The sequence below is a fragment of the Erythrobacter sp. HKB08 genome (assembly GCF_004114695.1).
GTDB lineage: Bacteria > Pseudomonadota > Alphaproteobacteria > Sphingomonadales > Sphingomonadaceae > Parerythrobacter_A.
On the sequence record NZ_CP035310.1, the window covers coordinates 1,431,487 to 1,454,577 of the forward strand.

26 protein-coding genes are annotated in these 23,091 nt (G+C 64.5%); 18 read left to right on the top strand and 8 right to left on the bottom strand.

Annotated elements, in window-relative coordinates; translation table 11 throughout:
* The 3 genes from EO245_RS06820 to EO245_RS06830 all read left to right on the top strand — a co-directional run bounded on the left by EO245_RS06820 (position 1) and on the right by EO245_RS06830 (position 1,194).
* Positions 1–243 carry a MoaD/ThiS family protein gene (locus tag EO245_RS06820; protein ID WP_128892215.1) on the top strand — a complete coding sequence of 81 codons (243 nt, stop codon included), beginning with the start codon at positions 1–3 and terminating at the stop codon, positions 241–243.
* A 4-nt stretch (positions 244–247) separates the two neighbouring features.
* Complete coding sequence (locus EO245_RS06825) at positions 248–703, top strand: molybdenum cofactor biosynthesis protein MoaE (protein ID WP_128892216.1); 456 nt, start codon at positions 248–250, stop codon at positions 701–703.
* Between the two features lie 68 nt (positions 704–771).
* Complete coding sequence (locus tag EO245_RS06830; protein WP_128892217.1) at positions 772–1,194, top strand: hypothetical protein; 423 nt, start codon at positions 772–774, stop codon at positions 1,192–1,194.
* 22 nt (positions 1,195–1,216) lie between these two features.
* On the opposite strand, the gene EO245_RS06835 is transcribed toward EO245_RS06830, so the two are convergent.
* Together EO245_RS06835 and EO245_RS06840 are read right to left on the bottom strand one after the other, a co-directional pair.
* Positions 1,217–1,912, bottom strand: coding sequence for a Crp/Fnr family transcriptional regulator (locus tag EO245_RS06835; RefSeq protein ID WP_128892218.1), 696 nt, complete (start codon positions 1,910–1,912; stop codon positions 1,217–1,219).
* Complete coding sequence (locus EO245_RS06840) at positions 1,909–2,418, bottom strand: hypothetical protein (protein ID WP_128892219.1); 510 nt, start codon at positions 2,416–2,418, stop codon at positions 1,909–1,911. The genes EO245_RS06835 and EO245_RS06840 overlap by 4 nt, the downstream gene beginning before the upstream one ends.
* Positions 2,419–2,607: 189 nt before the next feature.
* Here EO245_RS06840 and rplU point away from each other — a divergent pair, with 189 nt between their 5' ends.
* The 3 genes from rplU to EO245_RS06855 all read left to right on the top strand — a co-directional run bounded on the left by rplU (position 2,608) and on the right by EO245_RS06855 (position 4,152).
* Positions 2,608–3,129 (top strand): 50S ribosomal protein L21, encoded by a 522-nt coding sequence (rplU, locus tag EO245_RS06845; RefSeq protein WP_128892220.1) that lies wholly within the window; start codon positions 2,608–2,610, stop codon positions 3,127–3,129.
* Between the two features lie 12 nt (positions 3,130–3,141).
* Entirely contained in the window at positions 3,142–3,411 is a 270-nt protein-coding gene (rpmA, locus tag EO245_RS06850) for a 50S ribosomal protein L27 (RefSeq protein ID WP_128892221.1), read from the top strand.
* Between the two features lie 207 nt (positions 3,412–3,618).
* Positions 3,619–4,152, top strand: coding sequence for a GNAT family N-acetyltransferase (locus EO245_RS06855; RefSeq protein WP_128892222.1), 534 nt, complete (start codon positions 3,619–3,621; stop codon positions 4,150–4,152).
* A gap of 60 nt (positions 4,153–4,212) precedes the next feature.
* On the opposite strand, the gene EO245_RS06860 is transcribed toward EO245_RS06855, so the two are convergent.
* Positions 4,213–5,088 carry a metal-dependent hydrolase gene (locus tag EO245_RS06860; RefSeq protein ID WP_128892223.1) on the bottom strand — a complete coding sequence of 292 codons (876 nt, stop codon included), beginning with the start codon at positions 5,086–5,088 and terminating at the stop codon, positions 4,213–4,215.
* 210 nt (positions 5,089–5,298) lie between these two features.
* Between EO245_RS06860 and EO245_RS06865 the strand changes: the two genes are divergently transcribed.
* On the top strand, positions 5,299–5,895 hold the full coding sequence (locus EO245_RS06865; protein ID WP_128892224.1) for a TetR family transcriptional regulator: 597 nt from the start codon (positions 5,299–5,301) through the stop codon (positions 5,893–5,895).
* On the opposite strand, the gene EO245_RS06870 is transcribed toward EO245_RS06865, so the two are convergent.
* A complete protein-coding gene (locus tag EO245_RS06870) occupies positions 5,892–6,626 on the bottom strand; it encodes a folate-binding protein YgfZ (protein ID WP_128892225.1) in 735 nt (244 codons plus the stop codon). The two genes, EO245_RS06865 and EO245_RS06870, sit on opposite strands and share 4 nt — an antisense overlap.
* 38 nt (positions 6,627–6,664) lie before the next feature.
* Here EO245_RS06870 and EO245_RS06875 point away from each other — a divergent pair, with 38 nt between their 5' ends.
* Both EO245_RS06875 and pyrC read left to right on the top strand, forming a co-directional pair.
* Positions 6,665–7,495: a patatin-like phospholipase family protein gene (locus EO245_RS06875; RefSeq protein ID WP_128892226.1), complete on the top strand. Its 831-nt coding sequence runs from the start codon at positions 6,665–6,667 to the stop codon at positions 7,493–7,495.
* Positions 7,496–7,505: 10 nt separating this feature from the next.
* Positions 7,506–8,540 (top strand): dihydroorotase, encoded by a 1,035-nt coding sequence (gene pyrC, locus EO245_RS06880; protein WP_128892227.1) that lies wholly within the window; start codon positions 7,506–7,508, stop codon positions 8,538–8,540.
* Here the strand turns inward: pyrC and rarD are convergent.
* On the bottom strand, positions 8,537–9,457 hold the full coding sequence (gene rarD / locus EO245_RS06885) for an EamA family transporter RarD (RefSeq protein WP_128892228.1): 921 nt from the start codon (positions 9,455–9,457) through the stop codon (positions 8,537–8,539). The two genes, pyrC and rarD, sit on opposite strands and share 4 nt — an antisense overlap.
* Before the next feature lie 194 nt (positions 9,458–9,651).
* Here rarD and EO245_RS06890 point away from each other — a divergent pair, with 194 nt between their 5' ends.
* A complete protein-coding gene (locus EO245_RS06890) occupies positions 9,652–10,122 on the top strand; it encodes a glycine zipper 2TM domain-containing protein (RefSeq protein WP_128892229.1) in 471 nt (156 codons plus the stop codon).
* A 200-nt stretch (positions 10,123–10,322) separates the two neighbouring features.
* On the top strand, positions 10,323–11,000 hold the full coding sequence (locus tag EO245_RS06895) for a hypothetical protein (protein ID WP_128892230.1): 678 nt from the start codon (positions 10,323–10,325) through the stop codon (positions 10,998–11,000).
* Here EO245_RS06895 and astD read toward each other — a convergent pair whose 3' ends face one another.
* On the bottom strand, positions 11,001–12,416 hold the full coding sequence (gene astD, locus EO245_RS06900) for a succinylglutamate-semialdehyde dehydrogenase (RefSeq protein WP_234026837.1): 1,416 nt from the start codon (positions 12,414–12,416) through the stop codon (positions 11,001–11,003). It lies immediately after the preceding gene.
* Positions 12,417–12,730: 314 nt separating this feature from the next.
* On the opposite strand from astD, the gene EO245_RS06905 reads away from it, so the two are divergent.
* Both EO245_RS06905 and EO245_RS06910 read left to right on the top strand, forming a co-directional pair.
* On the top strand, positions 12,731–15,022 hold the full coding sequence (locus EO245_RS06905) for a YadA-like family protein (protein ID WP_128892232.1): 2,292 nt from the start codon (positions 12,731–12,733) through the stop codon (positions 15,020–15,022).
* A 39-nt stretch (positions 15,023–15,061) separates the two neighbouring features.
* Positions 15,062–15,580, top strand: a complete 519-nt coding sequence (locus EO245_RS06910) for a hypothetical protein (RefSeq protein ID WP_164931276.1) — start codon at positions 15,062–15,064, stop codon at positions 15,578–15,580.
* A gap of 1 nt (position 15,581) precedes the next feature.
* Here the strand turns inward: EO245_RS06910 and EO245_RS06915 are convergent, their stop codons facing one another.
* A complete protein-coding gene (locus EO245_RS06915) occupies positions 15,582–16,982 on the bottom strand; it encodes a protein adenylyltransferase SelO family protein (RefSeq protein ID WP_128892233.1) in 1,401 nt (466 codons plus the stop codon).
* Between the two features lie 95 nt (positions 16,983–17,077).
* On the opposite strand from EO245_RS06915, the gene EO245_RS06920 reads away from it, so the two are divergent.
* The 5 genes from EO245_RS06920 (at position 17,078) to EO245_RS06940 (ending at position 22,787) form a co-directional block, all read left to right on the top strand.
* A complete protein-coding gene (locus EO245_RS06920; protein WP_128892234.1) occupies positions 17,078–17,938 on the top strand; it encodes an alpha/beta fold hydrolase in 861 nt (286 codons plus the stop codon).
* The gene (locus tag EO245_RS06925; RefSeq protein WP_128892235.1) at positions 17,935–19,086 is read left to right on the top strand and encodes a glycosyltransferase family 4 protein; all 1,152 of its coding nucleotides are present in this window, start codon (positions 17,935–17,937) and stop codon (positions 19,084–19,086) included. The genes EO245_RS06920 and EO245_RS06925 overlap by 4 nt, the downstream gene beginning before the upstream one ends.
* A gap of 120 nt (positions 19,087–19,206) precedes the next feature.
* Positions 19,207–19,989 carry a tetratricopeptide repeat protein gene (locus tag EO245_RS06930; RefSeq protein WP_128892236.1) on the top strand — a complete coding sequence of 261 codons (783 nt, stop codon included), beginning with the start codon at positions 19,207–19,209 and terminating at the stop codon, positions 19,987–19,989.
* A 17-nt stretch (positions 19,990–20,006) separates the two neighbouring features.
* Positions 20,007–21,359: a PQQ-binding-like beta-propeller repeat protein gene (locus EO245_RS06935; RefSeq protein WP_234026838.1), complete on the top strand. Its 1,353-nt coding sequence runs from the start codon at positions 20,007–20,009 to the stop codon at positions 21,357–21,359.
* Between the two features lie 57 nt (positions 21,360–21,416).
* The gene (locus EO245_RS06940) at positions 21,417–22,787 is read left to right on the top strand and encodes an isoprenylcysteine carboxylmethyltransferase family protein (protein ID WP_128892238.1); all 1,371 of its coding nucleotides are present in this window, start codon (positions 21,417–21,419) and stop codon (positions 22,785–22,787) included.
* Positions 22,788–22,791: 4 nt separating this feature from the next.
* On the opposite strand, the gene EO245_RS06945 is transcribed toward EO245_RS06940, so the two are convergent.
* The gene (locus tag EO245_RS06945) at positions 22,792–23,091 is read right to left on the bottom strand and encodes a putative quinol monooxygenase (RefSeq protein WP_128892239.1); all 300 of its coding nucleotides are present in this window, start codon (positions 23,089–23,091) and stop codon (positions 22,792–22,794) included.

A 23,091-nucleotide genomic window follows, 5' to 3' on the forward strand; every position in this document is an offset into this window, starting at 1 on the left:
ATGTCGGTCCGCATCCTGTTCCTCGGCCCGCTCGGCGAAATAGCACCCGAAAGCGAGATGCAAGTCGATGCTCCACTCGACTGGAAGGGCCTGCTCGGCCTTTGTCATGCCGATCTTGCAGAAGCGCTTGCGGAAGAGCGGGTCAATGTCGCCTGCCGGGGCAAGGTCCTCGCCGACAAGACGCAGCTCCTCGCGCAGGATGGCGACGAGGTTGCGCTCCTGCCGCCGGTGAGCGGAGGCTAGTCGCTTGATCGACGTGCAGCTGCTGGAGAAGGGCTTCTCGCCCGGGCAAGCGCTCGGCCAGTTCGCCAAGGCGCATCACCCGTCAGGCGCGATAGCCAGCTTCGTCGGAAAGGTGCGTCCCGATGACGGGGTGAAGGCGCTAAACCTGCAGCACTACGAGCCGCTAACCCTACCGGGGATGGAGCAACTGGCGCAGCGAACACATGACGCATTCGAGCTGGACGGCGTGCTCGCCTGGCACCGCATCGGATACCTCAGGCCTAACGCGCCGATCGTGCTCGTCGCCGCTGCCGCGCGCCATCGCCGGAACGCATTCGAGGCTGTCGATTGCCTGATGGACCATCTCAAAAGCGCGGCGTGGTTCTGGAAGCGCGAGAAGCGCGGAGACGGCTGGCACTGGATCGAACCGCGAGCCCAGGACCATGCCGATCTCGCGCGATGGAGCGGAAAACTCGCGTGATTTGACTTGGGTCAAAGCGCGAATCACTCGTCGCCAGCAAAGTGGCTCCACAAGCAAAGGAGTCCAGCATGTCCAAACGTATCCTCCGCGAAGAACTTCTCGTCCGCGCCGAAGTTCGCGACACGCCGAAGACCGCGCATGAGGTCGACCGCACCTTCGAAGTGCCGAAGGGCCTCTATGGTGCGACCGTGGCATGCTACCTGGGCTTCCTCGCCATCATGGCGGTCGGCTTTACCAGCCCCGGCCTGATCATCCCGATGGCGATCTTCACCTTCTTCATCGCGGCTGGCTTCGGCGTCCCCGCGATCTGGACGCGCCTTGCGCCCGCCACGAAGAGCAAGCCGATGACGCTCGGCCAGTTCAGCAACCGCGGCATCATGACCGCGACCGGGCGCCTCAAGGCACGCGATGCAACTGTTCAGATGCTTATCCTGCCGACCCTGATTGTGTGCTGGGCAATCATCGTCGTCACGATAGCGGCCCTGGTGTAGGAACGGAGAGGAAGCGACCCCCTCAGACGGGAGCCTTCACCAGGAACCGCAGGCGCGCGGGGTCGAGCAAATCGATCCCGCGCGTTCCGTTTTTCCGGATCATCCCCGATTTCTCGAGACCCGTCAGTCTTCGGCTGACGGTTTCGATCGTCAGGCCGAGCATCTGTCCCATCTCGCCCCGGCTTAGCGGCAGGGTGAAGGAAGATGCCGGATGGCACGGCGAATCGCTTGCCGCATGGGCGAGCATCAGAAGCAGCGCCGCAACCTTGCCTTCGGACGTTCCGCGGCTGGTCAGCTCGAGCAGCTGGCGCGTGTTGTGGACGTCCTCTTGTGCGCGGCGGAACAGCGCCTGGGTGAGGGCGGGGAACTCGTCGAGCGCGCTTTTCATGGCTGAGCGCGGGAAAACGCACAGGCGGCTCTCGGTTAGTGCGACGACATCGTAATCGGCAAAGGGACGGAACATCTCGCCGACGAAGCCTGCCGGGTGGATGAGGGCGAGGATCAGTTCGTTGCCTTCCTCGTCGATGCTCGTGACCTTGAGGGCCCCGGTCAGCAGTGTCGCACAGACGGTATCCTCGTCGCCGGCAACGAAGAGGGTCTCGCCAGCCTTGAGCACGCGCGTGCGCCCGGTTTTGGCCAGCGCATCGCGTTCCTCGTCTGTCAGGACCGCGCAGGCCGCCCGGTCGCGGACGGGGCAAGTGTCGCAGGCAAGGTTCATCGTTCCACCAGCCCCCGCAGTTCGGCGAGAATTGCGTCTTCCTGCCGGATCTTCACCAGCGAGGCATCGCGCGCCGCCTCGACTTCCTCGCGCACGACGAAATCGAGCGTGGTGTCGGCGTAGAGTAGGTCGAGATCGCCCAGTACGACTGCCGACTGGCTGCGCTCCGAATCGAGCGCGGCGAAGGCGACCTGGGCCGATGCCCAGCGATCGTCGCCCGGCTGCGTGCCCGTCGCCTGGTTGGCGAGGCGGCGCGCCGTGGGGGCGTATTCCATGAAGCGGGCATGCGCCTGGTCGAGCTGCGCGGCCAAGGCGGCAAGCCGCTCGCGCGTATCGGTCGGCAGCGGCGCCGGGGTAAGCGTCGGGCGGGCGTCGGGCGCCGTAAAGCTGCCCGTACGCTCGAAATCTCGCAGCGCGAGCGAAGGATAGTCCTCGCTCGACGTCGCGCATCCGGCCAGCAGGACCGACATTGCGATTACAGGGAACAGGGCTTGCCGTTTATCCATTGCGCCCCATCTAGCACGCAGCTTCGCGAGCGCCAGCCTCTCTCAAAAAACAAGGTGGGCAAGCGTTGACTTCGCGGCGTGTTTCCCTTAACGGCACGCTTCTTTCCGGGCCACGCCATCAGGCGGGGGGTCGGACGCGCCATCTTTGTGAGAAGGTGGCACAGCAACAAGACACGAGAGATAACGACCATGTTCGCAGTAGTGCGCACGGGCGGCAAACAATACCGGGTTGCCGCCGGAGACAAGATCGCAGTCGAAAAGCTCGCTGGCGAAGCCGGCGACACGGTAACGCTGGGCGACGTTCTGCTCGCCGGTGAAGGCGACAAGCTGGCCGACGCCTCGAAGGTTACCGTTTCGGCGGAGATCATCGCGCAGGCGAAGGGCGAGAAGGTCGTCATCTTCAAGAAGCGTCGTCGCCACAACTATCGCCGCAAGAACGGTCACCGCCAGCAGCTCACCCTGCTGCGCATCACCGACGTCGGCGAAGGCAAGAAGGCCGCTCCGAAGAAGGCTGCTGCTCCGAAGAAGGAAGCCAGCGAGCCGGCCAAGGGCGCCGAAGTGAAAAAGACGGCCAAGGCCAAGAAGGAAGCTCCGGCAAAGACCGGCGCGACCGCAAAGGCACCGGCCAAGAAGGCTGCGCCGAAGAAGGCCGCCGCCAAGAAGCCGGCTGCCAAGAAGGCCCCGGCCAAGAAAACCGAATCCAAGAAGTAAGGAACGCGGACGATGGCACATAAAAAAGCAGGCGGTTCATCGCGTAACGGTCGCGACTCAGCCGGCCGTCGCCTTGGTGTGAAGAAGTTCGGCAGCCAGGGTGTGGTCGCCGGCAACATTATCGTGCGCCAGCGCGGCACCAAGTTCTACCCGGGCTCGAACGTCGGCATGGGCAAGGACCACACGCTCTTCGCTCTCGAAGACGGCGTAGTCCGATTCCACAAAGGCAAGCTCGGCCGCAAATACGTGTCGGTAGACATGCTTGCGGAAGCAGCCGAATAAGCGGACAGTTCGCTAACGGGACTGTCCAAACGGGACGGTCCCAGCCGGTCTAGAACCGGCAGACGAAGAGGGAGATGGGGCCGACCCGTCTCCCTCTTGTCGTTTCTCCCTCTTCACGTCGCACGGCGGAATTTCGCATTCCGTCGCAACGCAGATGTCACGCGGCCGGAATAGGAGCCCGGCGCGGGGCGAAGAGGAGTGAATGCTATGTTCCACCGCACCGAAAGGCTGCTGCTGCGGCCGATCTGGCAGGAAGACTGGGAAGCCATCTACGGCGGGATCGCCGACGAGGGCGTCGTGCGCAACCTTGCGCGCGCGCCGTGGCCCTATCGAGCCGACGATGCGAAAGCTTTCGTGGAACTTCCGCAGGACCAGATGTCGCCGCGTTTCCTCGTCACCCGCGCCCGCGATGCCGCGCTTGTCGGATGCATCGGCATCGACCGTTGCGGCGATGATGTCGAACTCGGCTACTGGATCGCACGCCAGCACTGGGGGCAGGGCTATGCCACCGAGGCTGGACGCGGCGTGATCGAGATCGCCCGGATGCTCGGCCATGACGCTCTGGTTGCGAGCCACTTCCTCGACAACCCGGCTTCGGGCCGCGTGCTGACCAAGCTCGGTTTCGAGCCGACCGGTGCGATCAGGCCGCGCCACAGCTGCGGTCGCGGCGAGGAATCGCTGACGGCCGAATACAGGCTCGAACTGGCGGAACGGCCGAGCATGCCGCGCCAGGCAGCCTGACAAAGAAAAGGGCCCCCGCCAGATCGGCGAGGGCCCTTTTCTTTGTTGAGTTCCCGTGTCTTACTCGGCGGGCATCAGAGCGTCGCTGAAGTCGCCTTCGTAGACCTTGATGAGCTCGCGGTCGTCGTGATCCCACGGGTGGAAGCCCGGCTTGAAGTAGGCAAGCCATGCCGGGAAGATGCGGCGAACCACGCCCGGCGAGACGGTGAGGTACTTGAACAGGCCCCAGCGCGCTTTCCAGCCGGTGATGCCGTCCTGTGCGAGCAGGTTGAGCGAATCGGTCCAGCGGTTGCGGAAGAAGTTCATCGTCACGATCAGCATCATCAGGCTGCGCAGCTTCCAGCGGCGGAACGGCTTCCAGTCGCGGGTCGCGTGGTTCCAGGTGTCGAATGCGACCCCCTTGTGCTCGACTTCCTCGACCGCATGCCAGCGCCACATGTCGCGCACTTCCGGATCGGCCTTCTCGAAATGCTTCGGGTTGGCGAGGAATTCATGCGCCATCATCGCCGTGTAGTGCTCGAGAGCCATGGTCGCGGCGAGATTGACGATCTCCGGGCGGCCCTTGTTCATTGCGAGCATTTCCTCGACGCGCTTGTCGATCGCCTTGATGTCGTAGCCGGCATCTTCGGCCAGCTTGTTGAAGGCGATATGTTCGCGCGTGTGGTTGATTTCCTGCTTCACGAAGGCGCGGATTTCGGCCGCGAGCTTCGGATCGGCGCCGTCGCGATGGGCTTTCACCGCCTCGATGAAGAAGGCTTCGCCGCGCGGGAAGGTCGCCGACAGGGCATTGTGCCACGCGGTGCCGAATGCGTCGCCCGCCCACCAGCGGTTGGGCGTGGTGCCGCGATTGAAACGCTCGTCGCGCACGACGATGTCGAGGTCGTCGGGCGTCGGGCTGGTGCGGGTTTCCGTATCGATCTTTGCAGGGGCGTTCACGAGTGGCTCCGTGTGTTACTGACACCAGTGTAAGTAAGCTCTATTTACATAAATGTCAATAAGTGGGATGTCTTGCCGCATCGTTACCGCCGAGCGCGCAAAAGCCGCGGTTTTGCTTGGGGATAGTCGCCTTGCCTGAATTGGGCGGCAGGCGTAATCGATAGGCAGGCTGGCTCCGGCCGGCCGCATGAGGACGGGGAAAGACCACACATGGCGACTCGCAAGCGACTGACACCGGAAGAATCGCGCATGCTCGCGCTGCAGGCTGCACGTGCGCTGCTGATCGAAACGGGACCGCAGTCGGTAACGCTCAAGGCCGTCGCCCAGCGGATCGGTCGCACCCATGCGAACCTCTTGCACCACTTCGGCTCCGCCTCGGGCCTGCAGAAGGCGCTCGCGGCGCATCTGGCGGAAACCGTGTGCGAGACGATCAAGGAAGCAGTGCGCGCCAGCCGTGCAGGCCTCGGTCATCCGCGCGAGGTGGTCGACCTGGCCTTCGATGCTTTCGACAAGGAAGGCGCGGGCGCGCTGGCGGGCTGGATGCTGCTGACGGGCAACGAGGACGCGCTCGACCCGATTGTCGAGACGATCCACCAGCTCGTCGACGAGATCGCCCCCGAAGAGGCCGAGACCCACGACGATGTCATGCGTATCCACGAGGAAACGCTGTCACTGGTGCTGCTGGCACTGGGCGACGCACTGATGGGTGCGGCGCTCGCCAAGTCGCTCGGCCTGCCGCGCGATGCCGCGCGGCGGCGTGCCGAAACAATGCTGGTGCGTTCGCTGGAAGCCTTCCAGCAGGCTTAATCGCCGATCGCGGCTCTCTGCCACGCGGGCAGGGTGGCCGCATCGATGTCCTCGATCCGCAGATGGTCGATGGCCTTGCCGAGTTCGGGGTAGGCGGCCTTGCGCCGTTTCTCGTCCGACGCCTCCAATGGCACCACGACCAGCCGGCGGTTCACTTTCTGCCGCCAGTTCATCCGCGCGGTATTCTCCTGCCCGATGTAGCAGCCCTTCTCGAACGAGACGCCGTGCAGTTCGACCGCATTGGTCTCGAGCCAGAGAATGTCGCCAAGTTCCTCGCGCCCTTCCGGGACGCCGAGGAGCAGGCGATGCGCGAGCCATTCTGAGTCGGCTGCCTTGTCGTTCTCGCTGACCGGCGCCAGCCAGCGTTCACCGAGGTCCGCGAGGCGCGGATCGGCAGCGCCGCCGTCACCCGTCTGCTTGCGCCAGTGCACCGCCACGCCGGGATCGACCGCTATCTCGATCTTGCGACGCAGGCGGTAGAGTGAAAGGCGCTTCGCCAGCTCTTCCGCATGGGCCGCCTCGCAATCGAGCAGCAGTTCGCCGTCCCCTGCCGGCCAGACGAGGAAGTCGAACATCGTTTTTCCCTGCGCCGACAACAACGCCGCGTAGACGGGCAATTGCCCCTTCACGTCGTTGGTGACGAGGCCTTGGAGGAAATCGGCGATATCCTCATCCTCGCTAAGCGGCGTGAGGCGGATGATGGCGCGATCGAACAGGCGGGTTGCGGTCATGGGTGACAAATAGGCGGCGCCGCGCCTAAGGCAATCCCATGTCTTCCCCGCATCAATTCGAGCAGGTCGTCTTTTCGGGCGGCGGGATCCGGTGTTTCTGGCATGGCGGTTTCCTCAGCGAAGTCGGGGATTTCGACGCATTGCGACCCGACCGGGTGAGCGGTGTTTCGGGTGGTGCCCTCTCCGGCGCGGCGTGGATCGGCGGGGTCGAGAACGACCTTCGCGATCTGATGGGTGAGGCCTTCGACATGGCCGACAGCAATGTCGCTGCCGGCCGGAGCAATTTCACCCCGCACCAGGAAATGTACCGCGCAGTCGTTTCGACGACGCTCGACGAGAAGGCGATCGATCGCATCTGCGACGGGCCGGACTTCCAGGTGCTGCTCGGCCTGCCTCCGCAGTGGATACCGTCGCATCTGGTCGCGGTCGTCATGGGCGTGGCCTACAAGCTCGACCAAGTGGTCAACGGGACGCCGCATCTCGATTGGCCGCGCTCGCTCGGCATGAAGAGCCTGCGTGTCGATGCGCGGCAGGCGGCGCGTGACGGCACTCTGGTCGACCTCATTTGCGCCGCGGCGACGATCCCGCCGGTGTTCGACGTTCCCGCGTGGGAAGGGCAGCGCGTGCTCGACGGCGGAATGGTCGACAAGGCGCCGCGACCCGAACCGGACGAGGGGCGCACGCTGGTCCTGTGCACCAGCATCTATCGTAACCTGCCGCAGAGCGATCGCTGCACCTATGTCCAGCCGAGCAGCGAGGTTGCCGCCGACAAGATCGACTTCACCGACCGTTCCAAGATCACCCGCACGTGGGAGCAGGGTGAACGCGATGCGCGCGCATGGCTGGCGCAAGTGGCCGCTTCGCAGTAAGCCGCGCGCCATGACCGAATCCCTCACGATCCGCCGGCCCGACGACTGGCATCTGCATTTCCGCGACGACGAAATGATGCGCGCAGTCGTGCCCTATACGGCGCGCCAGTTCGCCCGCGCGATCGTCATGCCCAATCTCTCGCCGCCCGTCACGACGGCTGCGGCCGCGGCTGCCTATCGCGATCGTATCCTTGCCGCCGTTCCCGAGGGCACGGACTTCACGCCGCTGATGACCTGCTACCTCACGGATGCGACCAATGCGGCCGATCTCGTGCAGGGCCACGCCGATGGCGTGTTCACTGCGGCAAAGCTCTATCCTGCGAACGCGACGACCAATTCCGCCCACGGCGTGACCGACATCGCCAATATCGAATCCGTGCTCGAGCGCATGGCCGAGGCGGGCGTGCCCCTATGTGTCCATGGCGAAGTGACCGAGAGCGAGATCGACGTGTTCGACCGCGAGGCGGTGTTCATCGAACGCATCCTTGCTCCGCTGGTCGAGCGCCTGCCGGAACTGAAGGTCATTTTCGAGCACATCACGACAGAGGATGCCGTGCAGTTCGTCGACGCGGCTGGCGACAACGTCGGCGCGACGATCACGCCGCAGCACCTGCACATCAATCGCAATGCAATCCTCGTCGGCGGGATCAATCCGCATGCCTATTGCCTTCCCGTCGCCAAGCGCGAGAAGCACCGCCTCGCACTGCGCAAGGCGGCAACGTCGGGTTCGGCGAAGTATTTCCTCGGCACCGACAGCGCGCCGCATGCGCGCGGGGCGAAGGAAAGCTCTTGCGGCTGCGCGGGCATCTTCAATGCGCCCTATGCGCTCGAGAGCTATCTGACGGTGTTCGAGGAAGAGGGCGCGATCGACCGGTTCGAGGCATTCGCGAGCGAGAACGGTCCGCGTTTCTATGGCCTGGCGCTCAACGAAACGCAGGTCACGCTGGAGAAGCGCGAGATCACCGTCGAGGACGAAATCGATGCGCTCGGCACGCCGGTCGTGCCGTTTCACGCAGGCGAAACCCTGCGCTGGGTTCTGCGCTAGGCCTTCGTCGGCGGGGTCGCCGCGCGTGCAGCCTTCGCCTTCGACCACATATCCCAGACGAACAGCGCCAGCGCTGCCCAGATCAGCAGGAAACAGGCGAGTTGCGCGGGCTTCAGCGGCTCATCGAAGACCGTCAGGCCGAGGATGAATACGATCGTCGGCGCGAGGAACTGGATGAAGCCGAGCGTCGAATAGTTCATCCGCCGTGCGGCTACTGCGAACAGGAGCAGTGGCACTGCCGTCAGCACGCCGCCGAGGATGATGGCGAGGCTGAGCCACAGGTCTCCTCCGAAAGACGAGCCGGCAGGCGTTCCGGCATACCACCAGGCGACACCGGCGGCCGGGATCAGCAGGATCGCCGATTCGATTGTCAGGCCGGGCAGCGAGCCGACCGGCACCTGCTTGCGAAGGAGGCCGTATGTGCCGAAGCTCGCGGCAAGAGTCAGGCTGATCCACAAGGTGGTGAGCGCCCCTGCGGCGAGGATCGACACGCCGATCATCGCGATTGCTACGGCGGCCCATTGCTTGGTCGAAAGCTTCTCGCCCAGCAGCAGCGTGCCGAGCAGCACGTTGACCAGCGGGTTGATGTAATAGCCGAGGCTCGCCGCATAGACGTAAGTGTTCTGGATCGCCCAGATATAGACCACCCAGTTGACTGCGATCAGCGCCGCGCTCGCGGTCAACACCAGTAGGCTGCGCCTGTCGCGCAGCGCGGCGCGAAGGTCTGGGCCCTGCTTGCGGAACGCGACGATCAGCAGGCAGAGCGGGAGCGTCCAGATGATTCGCCAGCCGACGAACTCGAACGGCGGCACCACCTTCACGAGAATCAGGTAGAGTGGCAGGAAACCCCAGATGACATAGGCGCCCAGTGCGGCAGTCAGGCCGGAAGGGGGCTTTTCGGTGGGCCTGTCATCCATTCGCGCGGCCTTACGAGCGCTTCGTGCGGGCGGCAAGCATCGGCTCGTCGCGCGAAAATATTCGTTTCGTCGCAGCTTTCCAAAGCTGACAGCCGCGTTGCATTCCGTTCAGGAAAGCGGTCCTAAGCCTGAACGCACCGGACGACACGACCTTCCTTGGCCAATCGCCCGCTCAGAAAGCGAAGGACCAGACAATGACTGCTAAGAAATTCAAATTCGCCGCCATCGCGCTTACCGCTCCGGCACTTGCAATGGCCGCGCCGATGGCCAGTGCGGCACCCGTCCAGCCGGGCGTTTCGACCCATGCCTACGCGCATGGCAATGCCGACGTGTACGAGACGGCCAACCACGACCGTGGTCGCAAGCGCGGCTGGCAGCGTGGCCGCGGCAACCCGCACCGCTACGACCGCGATTACCGCTACAACGATGGGTATTACGGTGAGCCGGTGTACCGCGACACCCGTATCTGGCGCGGCCGCGACGGCAATTACTACTGCCGCAAGGAAGACGGCACGACCGGTCTCCTGATCGGTGCAGGCGTCGGCGCGCTGATCGGCCATGAAGTCGCAGGCCGCGGCGACCGCACGCTCGGTGCCATCCTCGGTGCCGCCGGTGGTGCGATCCTCGGCCGCGCAATCGACCGCAGCAACACGCGCTGCCGCTAGGCAAATCAAGAACTTCGGCTGTCCCCACCAACAGTCGGGGCGCGACTTCCGGGTCGCGGAAGGCACCCGGTCGCTCACAAGGCGGCCGGGTGTTTTCATATTCGTGCTTGGCGGGAAATTAACCGTCGCAAAGCTATGCGCGGGAAATGGTTTGCCTCAGCCGAACCACGACCATTCGCCTTGCCTGCCTATCCCTCGGATTGGCGGGCCTTTCGGCATGTGCGGACGAGGCAGCGCAAGACATCGCGCCGGAGACCGATCCGATCGTCCAGCGCGCATTGAACGATCCGCTGATGATCGAGCCAGATCTCGCGTCGCAGAACCTCGGCAACAGCGCGCTCGAATTCGATATCGGCCACCCGCTTCCCCCGGAGAACGACGGGCCCGCTGCCGTGCTCGCCGCGCGCGAGGAAGCGTTTGCAGTGCTTGGGGGCAGTTCGGGCCTCAAGGATTTGCCCGCTAGCGGGAGTGAGGTTGAACTCGCCGAAGCGGAGGCCTTCGACACTGTGGGGCGCCTCGACCGGCTCTCAATATCCAAAAGCTGTGAAGCGCAGCTTCGCTTCTCCGGAACCTGGGTCGCCAGACTGCCGGAGCGCCTGCAGCCGTTCCCGCGAGGGAGTACGAAAGAGGCCATCGGTAGCGCTACAGGAAATTGCCGTGCGGTTGCTGCTCTCTACCTGACGCCGGTGCCGATCGAGGATGTCTTGCGCTACCACTTCAGCAGGCTCGACGAAGGCGGGGCAAGGGCGAGCTATACCAAAGGCGAGACGTGGCATTCGTTGACCGGCAGTATCGACGGTGGCCGCTATGAAATCACCGCGCGTGAGTTGCCTTCCGGCTTGGCCGAAGTCGGAATCGCCTATCTGGGCGCTGCCTGATCAGCCGTTGGAAAGGCCGACGCCGATAGTGGCGCGCGGCTGGTCCATTTCGGTGCTCGCAACCGGATAGGCGCAATAGTCAGCCGCGTAATACGCAGCCGGACGATGATTGCCCGAAAGGCCGAGCCCGCCGAACGGGGCCTTGGAGGAAGCGCCGCTCGTCGGGCGGTTCCAGTTCACGATGCCCGCGCGGATATTGGCCCAGAAGCGGTTGTAGTCCTGCGGGCTGCCGCCGATCAGCGAGGCGGACAGGCCGAAGCGCGTGCGGTTCGCTTCGGCAATCGCCTGGTCGAAGTCCTTCACGCGGATGACCTGCAGCAGCGGGCCGAACAGTTCGACATCGGGCCGGTCGGTCATGTCGGTCGTGTCGACGATACCCGGCGTAAGGAACGGCAGGTCGTCGTTCGGGCGCGTCATGTGACGGATCGCCTTGCCGCCGTTCGAGAGGAAATAGAGGAAACTCTCGACCAGCTGGTCGGCGGCTGCATTGTCGATCACCGGTCCCATGAAGGGAGCCGGATCGGCGAATGGTTCGTCAACGATCAACCGGCTGACGAGCGATTTCACCTCGTCGACGATCGGCGCATACATGCTGTCCTTGACGATCAGCCTGCGCGCAGCGGTGCAGCGCTGGCCCGCCGTCATGAAGGCGGACTGCACGATCAATGTCGCCGCGTCGGTCACCTTGGGCGTGTCGATGACGACGATCGGGTTGTTGCCGCCCATCTCGAGCGCGACGATCTTGCCCGGATTGCTCGCGAGCTTGCGATTGATCGCGATGCCGACCTGGACGGAGCCGGTGAAGAGCACGCCGTCGACGCCGCGATGGGCGACCAGCGCCTTGCCCTCTTCCGGGCCACCGACGAAGAACTGCGCGACCGCTGCCGAGATACCGGCGCGGTTGAAGCACTGCATCAGCAGCTCGCCGGTCGCGGGGGTCTTCTCGCTCGGCTTGAAGATGACGACATTGCCAGCGATCAGCGCGGGGATGATGTGCCCGTTCGCAAGGTGGGCGGGGAAATTGTACGGGCCGAGGACCAGCATCACGCCATGCGGCTTGTGCCGCACCGCAGCGGTGCCCTGCAGCGCGCTGTCGAGCTTCTTCTGGCCGGTGCGCTCCGCATAGGCGGTGACCGAGATATCGACCTTCGCGATGACCGATTCCACCTCGGTGCGGGCTTCCCACAGCGGCTTGCCCGTTTCGCGCGCGATCATTTCGGCGAGCTTGTCGAAATCCTTGCGAACTTCGTTGGCGAAGCGGCGGCATAGCTCGATACGCGTGGCGAGCGGCTGCGCCGCCCAAGCAGGCCAGGCACGACGCGCACGGTCGACTGCCGCATCGACATCACCGACCTTGCCGCGCCACAGTTCTTTACCTGTAGCCGGCTCGTAAGAGACAATCTCGCTTGCCGTCACTTTGGCAGGTTCCCCATCATTTCTGTTTTTCGCGACCTTACCCTGCCGCGTTGCAGTCGCTTCTATAGCTTTAGGCGCGCGCGTCAAACGCGGAGAACCGGCCATAGGGACGGCTAATCTTCGCACCACATCCATGGCATGGACGGTGAGCCTTCCCGACCGCAATTTCCAATCCGTCGAAGCAAGCGGGTCAGGGGAGGGCCCTTCGCAGGCATGCGGGACTTCTGCCCTGATTCCGGAACCGAAATTGCGCGCGCCCTTCGCACCGGCGGGCGGCACCGGATTTGTGCGAAACGAGGGAAGGTAAGTCACACATGCATATCCAATTGAAGAAACTCGCAATTCTCGGAGGCTCGGCCTCTGCAATCGCGATCGCGAGCCTGTCGCTCGGCGCAGCCCCTGCCGCCGCGGAAGAGTGCCTGCTGGACACGAACAACAATGGCATTGCCGATGCGGGCGATACGGATGGCAATGCGACCTCGAATGGTCCGACGACCCTTGCTTGCGGCGAGCGAGCCGAGGCGAGTGGCCCCGCTTCCACGGCGACCGGCTACGAAGCGGAGGCGAGCGGGACTGGGTCGACTGCCTATGGCTCCGTCGCCGTTGCATCGGGCAGCGTTTCGACCGCAATCGGGCGCCAGGCCACGGCAACCGGCGGCCGGAGCACTGCGGTTGGTGCCCAAGCCAATGCCCGCGGGATCCGCTCGGTCGCTGTCGGCGCCGGTTCGCGGGCGCTCGGCCTGCAGTCGAGCGCTATCGGCGTCGATACGCTTGCATCCGGCGCCGGCTCGTCGGCCGTCGGATATACTGCCCGCGCTCGCGGCGATCAGGCGACTGCGGTCGGCAACAATGCAAATGCCAGCGGCGATGACGGGGTTGCGCTCGGCAACGGCGCGCAGGCGCTCGCAGAAAACACCACCGCCGTCGGCTCGCAGTCGACCGCGAACCAGGTCGGAGCGTCCGCCTTTGGCTGGGACGCGATGGCCAATGCCGAGCGGGCGACCGCGATCGGCTTTCTCGCCGATGCAACCGGTGACGACGCGACGGCTCTCGGCTCGGACGCCAGCGCCAATGGCGACGCATCGGTCGCGGTCGGCCTCTCGAGCGCAGCCGGCGGCACCGGCTCGACGGCGATCGGCAACTTCGCATCGGCAACGATGATGAACAGCATTGCCCTGGGCACCCAGGCGCGCTCCTTCAATGTGAACTCGATCTCGATCGGCACGCTCGCCTTGGCGCAGGGCGTGACGTCTACGGCAATCGGCAACAATTCTCTCGCGACCGGCGACGATGCCGTTGCCGTCGGCGACCAGGCGGCTGCATCCGGCCTCAATTCGACGGCTGTCGGCTCGGAGAGTGTCGCCAATGCAACGGCCGCGCAGGCCTTCGGTTGGCAGGCGATGGCCACCGGAGAGCGTGCGACCGCGCTCGGCCATCTCGCAAGCGCCAGCGGCGAACGATCCATCGCGGTCGGCGAAGCGGCGAATGCCGACGAGTTCGGTGCGATTTCCATCGGCGACAACGCCACGGCCAGCGGTGCGAGCGGTATTTCGCTCGGCCGACGCTCGACCTCCAACGGGCCGGGCAGTTCAGCGCTCGGTGCGGAATCCACCGCAGACGGCTTCGAGGCCACGGCGGTCGGCGGTCTGGCCCAGGCAACGGCGGCGCTCTCGACTGCAGTCGGCGGCGAGGCAATCGCCTCGGCAGAAGGCGCCACCGCTGTCGGCAATGGCGCAAACGCCAGCTTCGCCGGTTCGACGGCCATCGGTGTCGGTGCAACCACGACGCGTGCGAACCAGGTCATGCTCGGCGGGTCGGGTAGTTCGGTCACGGTCGGCGATATCGCTGCCAGCACTGCAGCGCAGTCGGGCACGATCTTCATCGCGACGGTCGATGCGTCAGGCACGCTCGGGCAGGGGGTCGATGTCACGACCCTTGCATCCGCGGCTTCGGTCGCAGCGAACACCACGGCGATTGGCGTAAATGCCGCCAATATCGCGACCAACTCGAGCGATATTGCAACCAACGCGACGAACATCGCGGCGAACACGAGCGCGATCACCGCTCTCGATGGCCGGGTGACGCAGAATGAGAGCGACATCGCGACCAATGCGACCAATATCGCGGCGAACACCGGCGCGATTACGGTCAATGCGTCGAACATCGCGACCAACAGCAGCAACATCGCCGCCAACACGAGCAGCATTGCAGCGAACACCACGGCGATCGGGGTCAACAGCACGAATATCGCTGCAAACACCTCGGCCATCGGCGCGAATGCGACCAATATCGCATCGTTGCAGACCCTGACGGCCAGCCACACCAACCAGATCAACCAGCTGTTCGGCGAGACCGCGTCGAACCGGGCTGCGATCGACCGGGCGAACGAAGGTGTCGCGATGGCTCTGGCGATGGAATCGCCGATGCTCCCGGCTGGCACGACTTTCGCCCTGTCGGGCGGCGTCGGCTACTTCGAAGACCAGGGTGCAGGCACACTGGCGATGACCGCTCGCCTGAGCGAGAATGCGGCGTTCTCGGCCGGTGTCGGCGTCGGCTTCGACAGCGGCGAGGTCGGCGCACGCGGCGGCTTCCAGGTCGCCTGGTAAGCTAGCGAGCCGCAGCTCATGACGATGAGAATCGCAAGAATGAAGATGCCGGGGTCAAGCGCCCCGGCATTTTTCCTCGCACTGCTCGCGCTGGGCATGGCGCATCCCGCAGCCGCACAATCGGTTAGCGAACAGCCGCGTCCGCAGGTGCAGCCGCCTGCATCGATAAGGGCGACCCCGAGCCAGCTGGAGCTGTCGAAAATGCTCTGGTCGACGATCGCTGCGGTCGACCACGCCAACAGGTCGGGCAATTATTCGGTCCTGCGCGATCTTTCCGCACAAGGCTTCCAGATACAGAACAACCCGGCACGGCTGACCGAGATATTCAGCGGGATCAGGAATGCGCGCATCGACCTGTCGAGCGCGCTGCTAGTGCCGCCGACCTACAACCAGGCTCCGCAGATGATCCGCGAGGACCTGTTCCGCGTGCAAGGCTTCTTCCAGATCCGTCCGGTGTCGATTGCCTTCGACGTTTACTACCAATGGGAGCAGGGCCAGTGGAAGCTCGTCGGCATCGATCTCCAGCCGGTGAAGATGCTGGAGCGAATGCCCGATTGAGCTAGCGCAAATGGCCTTCCGGTTCGGGAGGGCGGCCATGCGCTTCACCCACCCTGCGAAGCCGGGCCACCTTGTCGTAGAGCGGTGCCCAATCGTCGCGTTCGGCAATGGCGGACCAGATCGTTTCGACCTCGTCGATCAGCATGCTCTCCGGAGCACCTTCGCGCCAGTAATCGTGCTCCGGTTCCATCGGCGAGAATGCGGCGAGAGCTTCGGCCATCTCGCCTTCGGCAGCCTTGCCGGCCCGGTGGCGGTGGAAGAAGGCGTCGGGCTGCTCACCCGTCTCGCGCATCAGCTTCTCGCTTGCGGCGACCAATCTGCCATTGGCCTCGTCGTCACCCGGCTCGAGGCCCAGGCGCCAGGCCCAACGCCTGCCAATGGCGCGCATGTAGAGCGGTCCGAAACGCTCCATCGCGGCGATCAGCGGGGGCGCGTCGGCGAGCAGGCGCAGAGCGACGGCGAACTGGCCGCAGTTCCAGTGCAGTGCCTCGGGCTGGCGGCCAAAGGCGTAAAGGCCCGCATGGTCGAAATAGGCAGCGGTGAAACCCGGGTCCCATTTCGGCAGGAAACGCCACGGTCCGTAGTCGAAGCTCTCGCCCGAAATGTTCATGTTGTCGGTATTGAGCACGCCGTGGACGAAGCTGGCCACCATCCATGAAGCGGCGAGGTCGGCCAGTCGCTCGACGACCTGGTGCATCAGCCGCACCGCGGGCTCGTCGCGTCCGGGAGCATCGTCGGGAGGCGGCGGTCCGGGAAACTGCTCGAGGCAATAATCGACCAGCTGTGCCATCTCGTCTCGCTGCTCGAGCGCGAGCAGGCGCTGGAATGTCCCAATGCGAATATGCCCATGGCTGAGGCGAACCATGACCGCCGAACGTGCGGGCGAGGGCTCGTCACCCCGCTCCAGCTCCTCGCCGGTTTCGATGACGGAGAATGTGCGCGACGTATCGACACCCAGCGCCTCGAGCATTTCGGTCGCGAGAATCTCACGCACCGCGCCTTTTAGCGTGAGCCTGCCGTCGCCGGCCCTGCTGTAAGATGTCTGGCCCGAACCCTTCGTGCCGAGGTCCATCAGCCGCCCGCGCTCGTCCCGCATCTGGGCAAACAGGAAGCCGCGACCATCGCCGATCTCGGGATTGTACACGCGGAACTGGTGCCCGTGGTATTTGAGGGCGAGCGGGTCCGGCAAATTGTCCAGCAGCGGCTCGAACCGTCCGAAATGGCTGATCCACTGCGCATCATCGAAGTCCGACAGACCGACCTCTCGCGCTGCGCGGTCGTTTCGGAAGCGTAGCGTCGTTTCGGGGAAGTCGGCTGGACGCACCGGGTCCGCCAGCCATTCGGAAAGGCCTCGGATGGGGGTATCGGGACGGTAGGTCGCAGGCGCGTCGATCGGATCCATGCTGGCCTTGTGGCGACGGCGGGAGCATGCCGCAATGGGCTGGCTGGCAAATCGACGCTTGAAATCGCTGCCCGCTTGGTAGACGGCGGAGCGACATGGATACGGCCTATACTGACCGCTACTGGCAAAGCCCCGACGGGCTGAAGCTCCACTTTCGCGACTATGCCGGTGGCGAGGGAAAGCCGCCTTTGCTCTGCATGCACGGCCTGACCCGCAATTCGCGCGATTTCGCCGAGCTTGCCGAGCGTCTCAGCCCCGACTGGCGCGTCATCGTGCCCGAGATGCGTGGCCGCGGGGACAGCGAATATGCGACTGACAGCGGGAGTTACACGCCTGCGACCTATGTGCAGGACATCCTTGCGCTGCTCGAGCAGGAAGGGATCGACCGTTTCGTCGCTGTCGGCACTTCGCTCGGCGGTCTGATGACGATGATGCTCGCGGCAATCGCTCCCGAACGGATCGTGGCCGCCGTGCTCAACGATATCGGTCCCGAGATCGAGGCAGGCGGCATCGAGCGTATTCGCGAATATGTCGGGCAGGGACGCAGCTATTCGACCTGGATGCATGCAGCGCGCGCCCTGCAGGAAGTGCACGGGGAAGCGCATCCGAAGTTCGAGCTGGAAGACTGGCTCGAGATGGCCAAGCGCGGCATGGTCGTGCAACAGAACGGCCGCATCGGCTTCGACTACGACATGAAGATTGCCGAACCCTTCGCGGACAATGACGGCGCTGCGCCGCCCGACCTGTGGCCGGCGTATGAGGCGCTCAAGGGGAGGCCGGTCCTGCTGGTGCGCGGTGCCCAGTCCGATCTCTTGTCGGAGAAAGTGCTTTCGACAATGCTCGCCAAGCTTCCCGAGGCCAGTGCGGTCACCGTCCCCGATACCGGCCACGCTCCGTTGCTGACCGAGCCGGAAGCCGCGACCGCGATCGACAGCTTGCTCGCCAGGATATCATGAGCAATACGAACCCGAACAAGGCGCGCATCCTGCACCTTCACTCGACCTTTTCGGCCGGGGGGAAGGAACTGCGCTGCGTCCAGCTGATCAACGCCTTCGGCCCGAAGGTGCAGCATTCCATCGTCTCGGCCGTCCCCGGCCAGATGGATGCCTCGCAGCATATTTCCAAAAATATTCGAGTAACTTACCCGCGTAACTTCCCGCCGCTTCAAGGTAGGGCAACGCCGGGGCGCCTCAACCGGATCGCGCAGGCCATGAAGGACTACGACCTCGTCCTGACCTACAACTGGGGCGCGATGGACGCGGTGATGGCGCATACGCTGTTCAGCCAGCACATGGGCCTGCCGCCGCTGATCCATCATGAAGACGGTTTCAACGAAGACGAACGCAAGCGACTGAAACCCTTGCGAAACTGGTATCGCCGGATTGCGCTGGGTCGCTCGTCCGGGCTCGTCGTACCGTCGGAAACGCTCGAGGAAATCGCGCTCAAGACCTGGCAGCAGCCGCTCGGCCGGGTGAAGCATATTCCCAACGGCATCGACACCAAGGCATTCGCCCGCAAGCCGAAACTCGACGCCCTGCGCGGTGTCGTGAAGCGTCGCGGCGAAAGATGGGTCGGCACGGTAGCAGGCCTGCGCAAGGTGAAGAACCTGACCGAGCTCGTGCGAGCCTTCGCTCATCTTACCGAGCCATGGCAGTTGGTCATCGTCGGCGAAGGTCCGGAAGAGGAAGCGATCCGCGACGAGGCCAACCGGCTCGGCATCGGGCACCGGCTCCACATGCCGGGTTTCGTGCCCGATCCCTCGCGCTACATCGGCCTGTTCGACATTTTCGCGCTGTCATCGGAGACCGAGCAGTTCCCGATTTCAGTCGTCGAGGCGATGGCAGCCAGCCTGCCGGTCGTCGCTCCCGATGTCGGCGATATCCGGCACATGGTGAGCGACGCCAACGAGCACCTGATCTACAATCCTTCCGACAAGGGCGGGCTCGAAGCGATGCTCGTCCCGCTGGCCGAGGACGAGGCCGAGCGGAAGGCGATCGGCGAGCAGAACCGGCAGAAGGCGGTCGCCGAATTCGACGAGAAGGCGATGATCGATACCTACCGTCGGCTCTATTCCTCGGCGATGGGGCGCAAGACGCTTCCCTAAGACCTTGCTTAAGGTGCAGTTCACCGTGCGGGGGACAGCCCTTGCAACAAGAATTGCATCGCAGCGCCCATCGGCTAAAGACGCAGCAACCCGTTTCACCAACTGATTGGAAGCGCCCTCGTGGCTCTCACACCGACCGACAAGACCGAAGACAAGAAGGCCCAGCGCAAGGCAGCGGAAGACGAAGTCCTCCTGCGCGAGATCGACGACGCCGTTCGTCAGGACCAGTATGCCGATTTCGCGAAGAACTACGGCAAGCCGCTCCTGGCGGTAATCGTCGTCGGCCTGCTCGCCTTTGCCGGATATCTCTTCTGGGACAGCCAGAACGAAGCGGCGGCCGAGAAGGACAGCGAAGCGCTGGTCGCCGCGCTCGACCAGGTTGAGGCGGGCAACCTCGATACCGCAGGCACCCAGCTCGATGCGCTGATCGCGGATAGCGACGGCGGTGCGCGCGCGACGGCACAGATGCTGCGCGCTGGCATCGCGCAGGAGCAGGGCAACAACGCGCAGGCCGCCGAAATCTTCGGCGCCGTCGCGGCTGACTCGAGCGCTCCGCAGTCGCTGCGTGATCTCGCGACCATTCGCCAGGTTGCCGCGACCTTCGACGATCTCGAACCTTCCGAAGTGATTTCGCGCCTGCGTCCGATCGCCACCCCGGGCCATGCCTATTTCGGCAGCGCGGCGGAAATGGTCGCGATGGCCTACCTCGAACAGGGCAAGCAGGCGGAAGCCGGCGCGCTGTTCGCGCAGATCGCCAAGGACGAGAACGCCCCTGAAACGCTCAAGTCGCGCGCCCGGCAGATTGCCGGCCTGCTCGGCGTCGATGCAGTCGAGGATGTCGACGAAGTCCTCGACCAGATGGTCGGCGGCGAGGAAGCTCCCGCCGCAGCACCGCAGAACTGATTACGGAAATGATTGGCATGACTGACAAGCGCAATTCCATGGTTTCGAGCGCCCTGCGCGGCGCACTGGCCGTCGGCCTTGCTGCGAGCGTTTCGGCTTGCGGGATTTTCCAGAGCGACGGCCCGAAGCAGACCCCGACCGTGGGTGATCGCACTCCGGTCCTCTCGCGCATCCAGACCGGCGCAGTGGTAGACCCGGCGCTGCAGGGCGTGTCGGTCGTGCTTCCCCCGGCGACTTCGAACGCCGATTGGGCGCAGGCTGGCGGCAACGCCGGCAAGTCGAACGGCCACCTCTCGCTCGCCGAGAACCCGCAGCGCGCGTGGAGCGCGAATATCGCCGGCTCGACCAATCGTCGCCGCCTGGCAGCTGCTCCGGTCGTTGGCGGCGGCAAGCTCTACGCTGTCGATACCTCGGGCATCGTGAGCGCGTTCGACGCGCAGACCGGCTCGCGCAGCTGGACCTACCGCATGCGCATCGACGACAGCCTCGAAACCTCCGCGTTCGGCGGCGGTGCGAGCTATTCGAACGGCCGCGTATTCGCCACCAACGGTGTTGGCGACGTTGTCGCTCTCGACGCACAAACGGGTGAGGAACTGTGGAGCGTGAAGCCGGCAGGCCCGCTGCGCGGCTCGCCGACCATCGCGTTCAATTCCGTCTTCGTGATGACGCAGGACAACCAGATCCATGCGCTCAACACGGCCGACGGTTCGCCCATCTGGCAGGAATCCGGTTCCTCGGCGCAGGCCGGTGTATTCGGCGTTGCAGCACCGGCTGCCGGGCAGGGCACGGTTCTCGCCGGCTACAGCTCGGGCGAACTCGTCGCCTATCGCTACGAGAACGGCCGCGTGCTGTGGTCCGACGCGCTGGCCCTGACCTCGATCTCGACGCAGGTCGGTTCGCTTTACGATATCGATGCCGACCCGATCATCGACCAGGGCCGCGTTTACGCGCTCGGGCAGGGTGGCCGTATGGCCGCCTACGAGCTCATCACCGGCCAGCGCATCTGGGAAATCAACGTTGCGGGCATTTCGACCCCGGCCATTGCCGGCGAGTGGATTTTCGCCCTGACCGACGATGCGCGCCTGCTCGCCATTGCGCGCACGACCGGCAAGGTCCGCTGGATCACCCAGCTACAGCGCTACCGTGATGAAAAGGACAAGGAGGGCCCGATCTTCTGGACCGGCCCGGTCCTCGCGGGCGGCAACCTGTGGGTCGCGAGCACACGCGGTGCGGTCTACAAGATCAGCACGGGCGAGGGTTCGGCAGTCCTGTACCGCGATCTCGACGAGAGCGTCTCGCTCCCGCCGATCGTGGCAGGCGACACGCTCTACATCCTCGACGATGGCGGCACGATCCACGCTTTCCGCTGATTAGGCGGGAAATCGGCCTTACGCGGGCCTTAACCATTTGCCGCTACGCGTGCGCTTATGAGTGCGCACGACCATTCGGGTTTCGTCGGGGCCAAATCGCGCCCGCCGCAAAGTGATGTCTCGCCGGCCGTCGGGCTGGTGGGCCTCGCCGGGCTATTCGCGTGGATCCTGTTCTGCAGGAATTACGCGGGGTTTGCCGAGATGTTCGACTTGCCGGGGCCGCGTGCCCCGATGTCCGGACCCTATGCGGCCATCGCAGCGCTGTTTTTCTCGGCCGGACCGATGGTCGCATGGTCGCTGTTCGTCGAGAAAGTCCATCGCAGGGCATCGACCGGCATCGACTGGGACGCACCGCGCCCGGTCGGGCAGGACCTGTCGACATCGCTGGTCAAGGTAACGGGGCTCTACGCGACTTTCGCCATCATCGGCGGGCTCTACTGCCTTGCGCGGTGGTACTGGCAGGGACAGTACCAGTTCGCGATGGAGATCATCTTCGCGGCGGCAGCCCCCGTCATCCTGCTGACCGTCCCCTACGTCCTGTGGATCGACCGCTACATGGTCCAGCCGCGCGACCATGCGTGGCATTTCGGAGCGATGCTCCTCGGCCGCGACGGCTGGGAGCTCGAAGAGGTCAAACGCCATTGGCGCGCGTGGATCATCAAGGGCTTCTTCAGCGCCTTCATGATTTCGATCGTCCCGGGCGGCTTCGCCTTCATCGTCGAGAACAATGTCGAAGGCATCCTGGCCGACCCGGTGAGGCTTGCTCAGCTGTGCATCGAACTGCTGTTCGTGATCGACGTGCAAATCGGCACGGTCGGCTATCTCGTCACCATGCGCCCGCTCGATGCGCATATTCGCAGCGGCAACCCGTTCCTGTCGGGCTGGCTCGCCGCGCTCATCTGCTATCCGCCACTGGTCTATGCCTTCATGGGGCAGGGCGGGATGATCGCCTACGAGGTCAACGCTGCAGGCTGGGCGCACTGGTTCTACGGAAGCCCGGTGCTGCTCTACGGCTGGGGCGCGCTGCTGGTGTTCCTGACCGGAATCTACGCATGGGCAACAGTCGCCTTCGGCCTGCGCTTCTCGAACCTGACCTATCGCGGCGTCATCACCAACGGGCCCTACCGTTGGACTCGCCACCCGGCCTATGTGTCGAAGAACCTCTTCTGGTGGTGCGCGGTGATGCCGTTCTTCGTCACCAGCGGTTCGCTGACCGACGTCATCCGCAACACCTTCTTCCTCGGCTGCGTGAGTGCCATCTACTACTGGCGCGCCAAGACCGAGGAGGCGCACCTGCTTGGCGAGGATCCCAAGTACCGCGAATACCACGCGTGGATGGAGCACAACGGCCTCATCACCGCTCCGCTAGCGCGCTTGGCGCGGATGTTGGCGCCGCGCGGACAGGCTGTCGCCCAACCGGCGGAGTAGGGCCTTACAGCTCCGTACCCTCGTCGGTTGCGTACATGCGGATGTTCCGGCTCGGCTGGCCGAACTGTTGCATAGCTTCCTGGAACTTCGCCATGTGCGCCGACTGGGAATGGGCCTGGAGCGCTTCCTGGTCGCGCCAGCGTTCGTAGAGGACGAGGACGTTCGGGTCGCTCAGGTCCTGCGCGAATGTGTAGTCGATGCAACCATCCTCGGCGCGCGAAGCTTCGACCATTTCGATAATCGCATCGCGCGCATGCTCGAGCACGCCTTCATCGAGTGTAATCGTACCGTTGATCTGGATCAT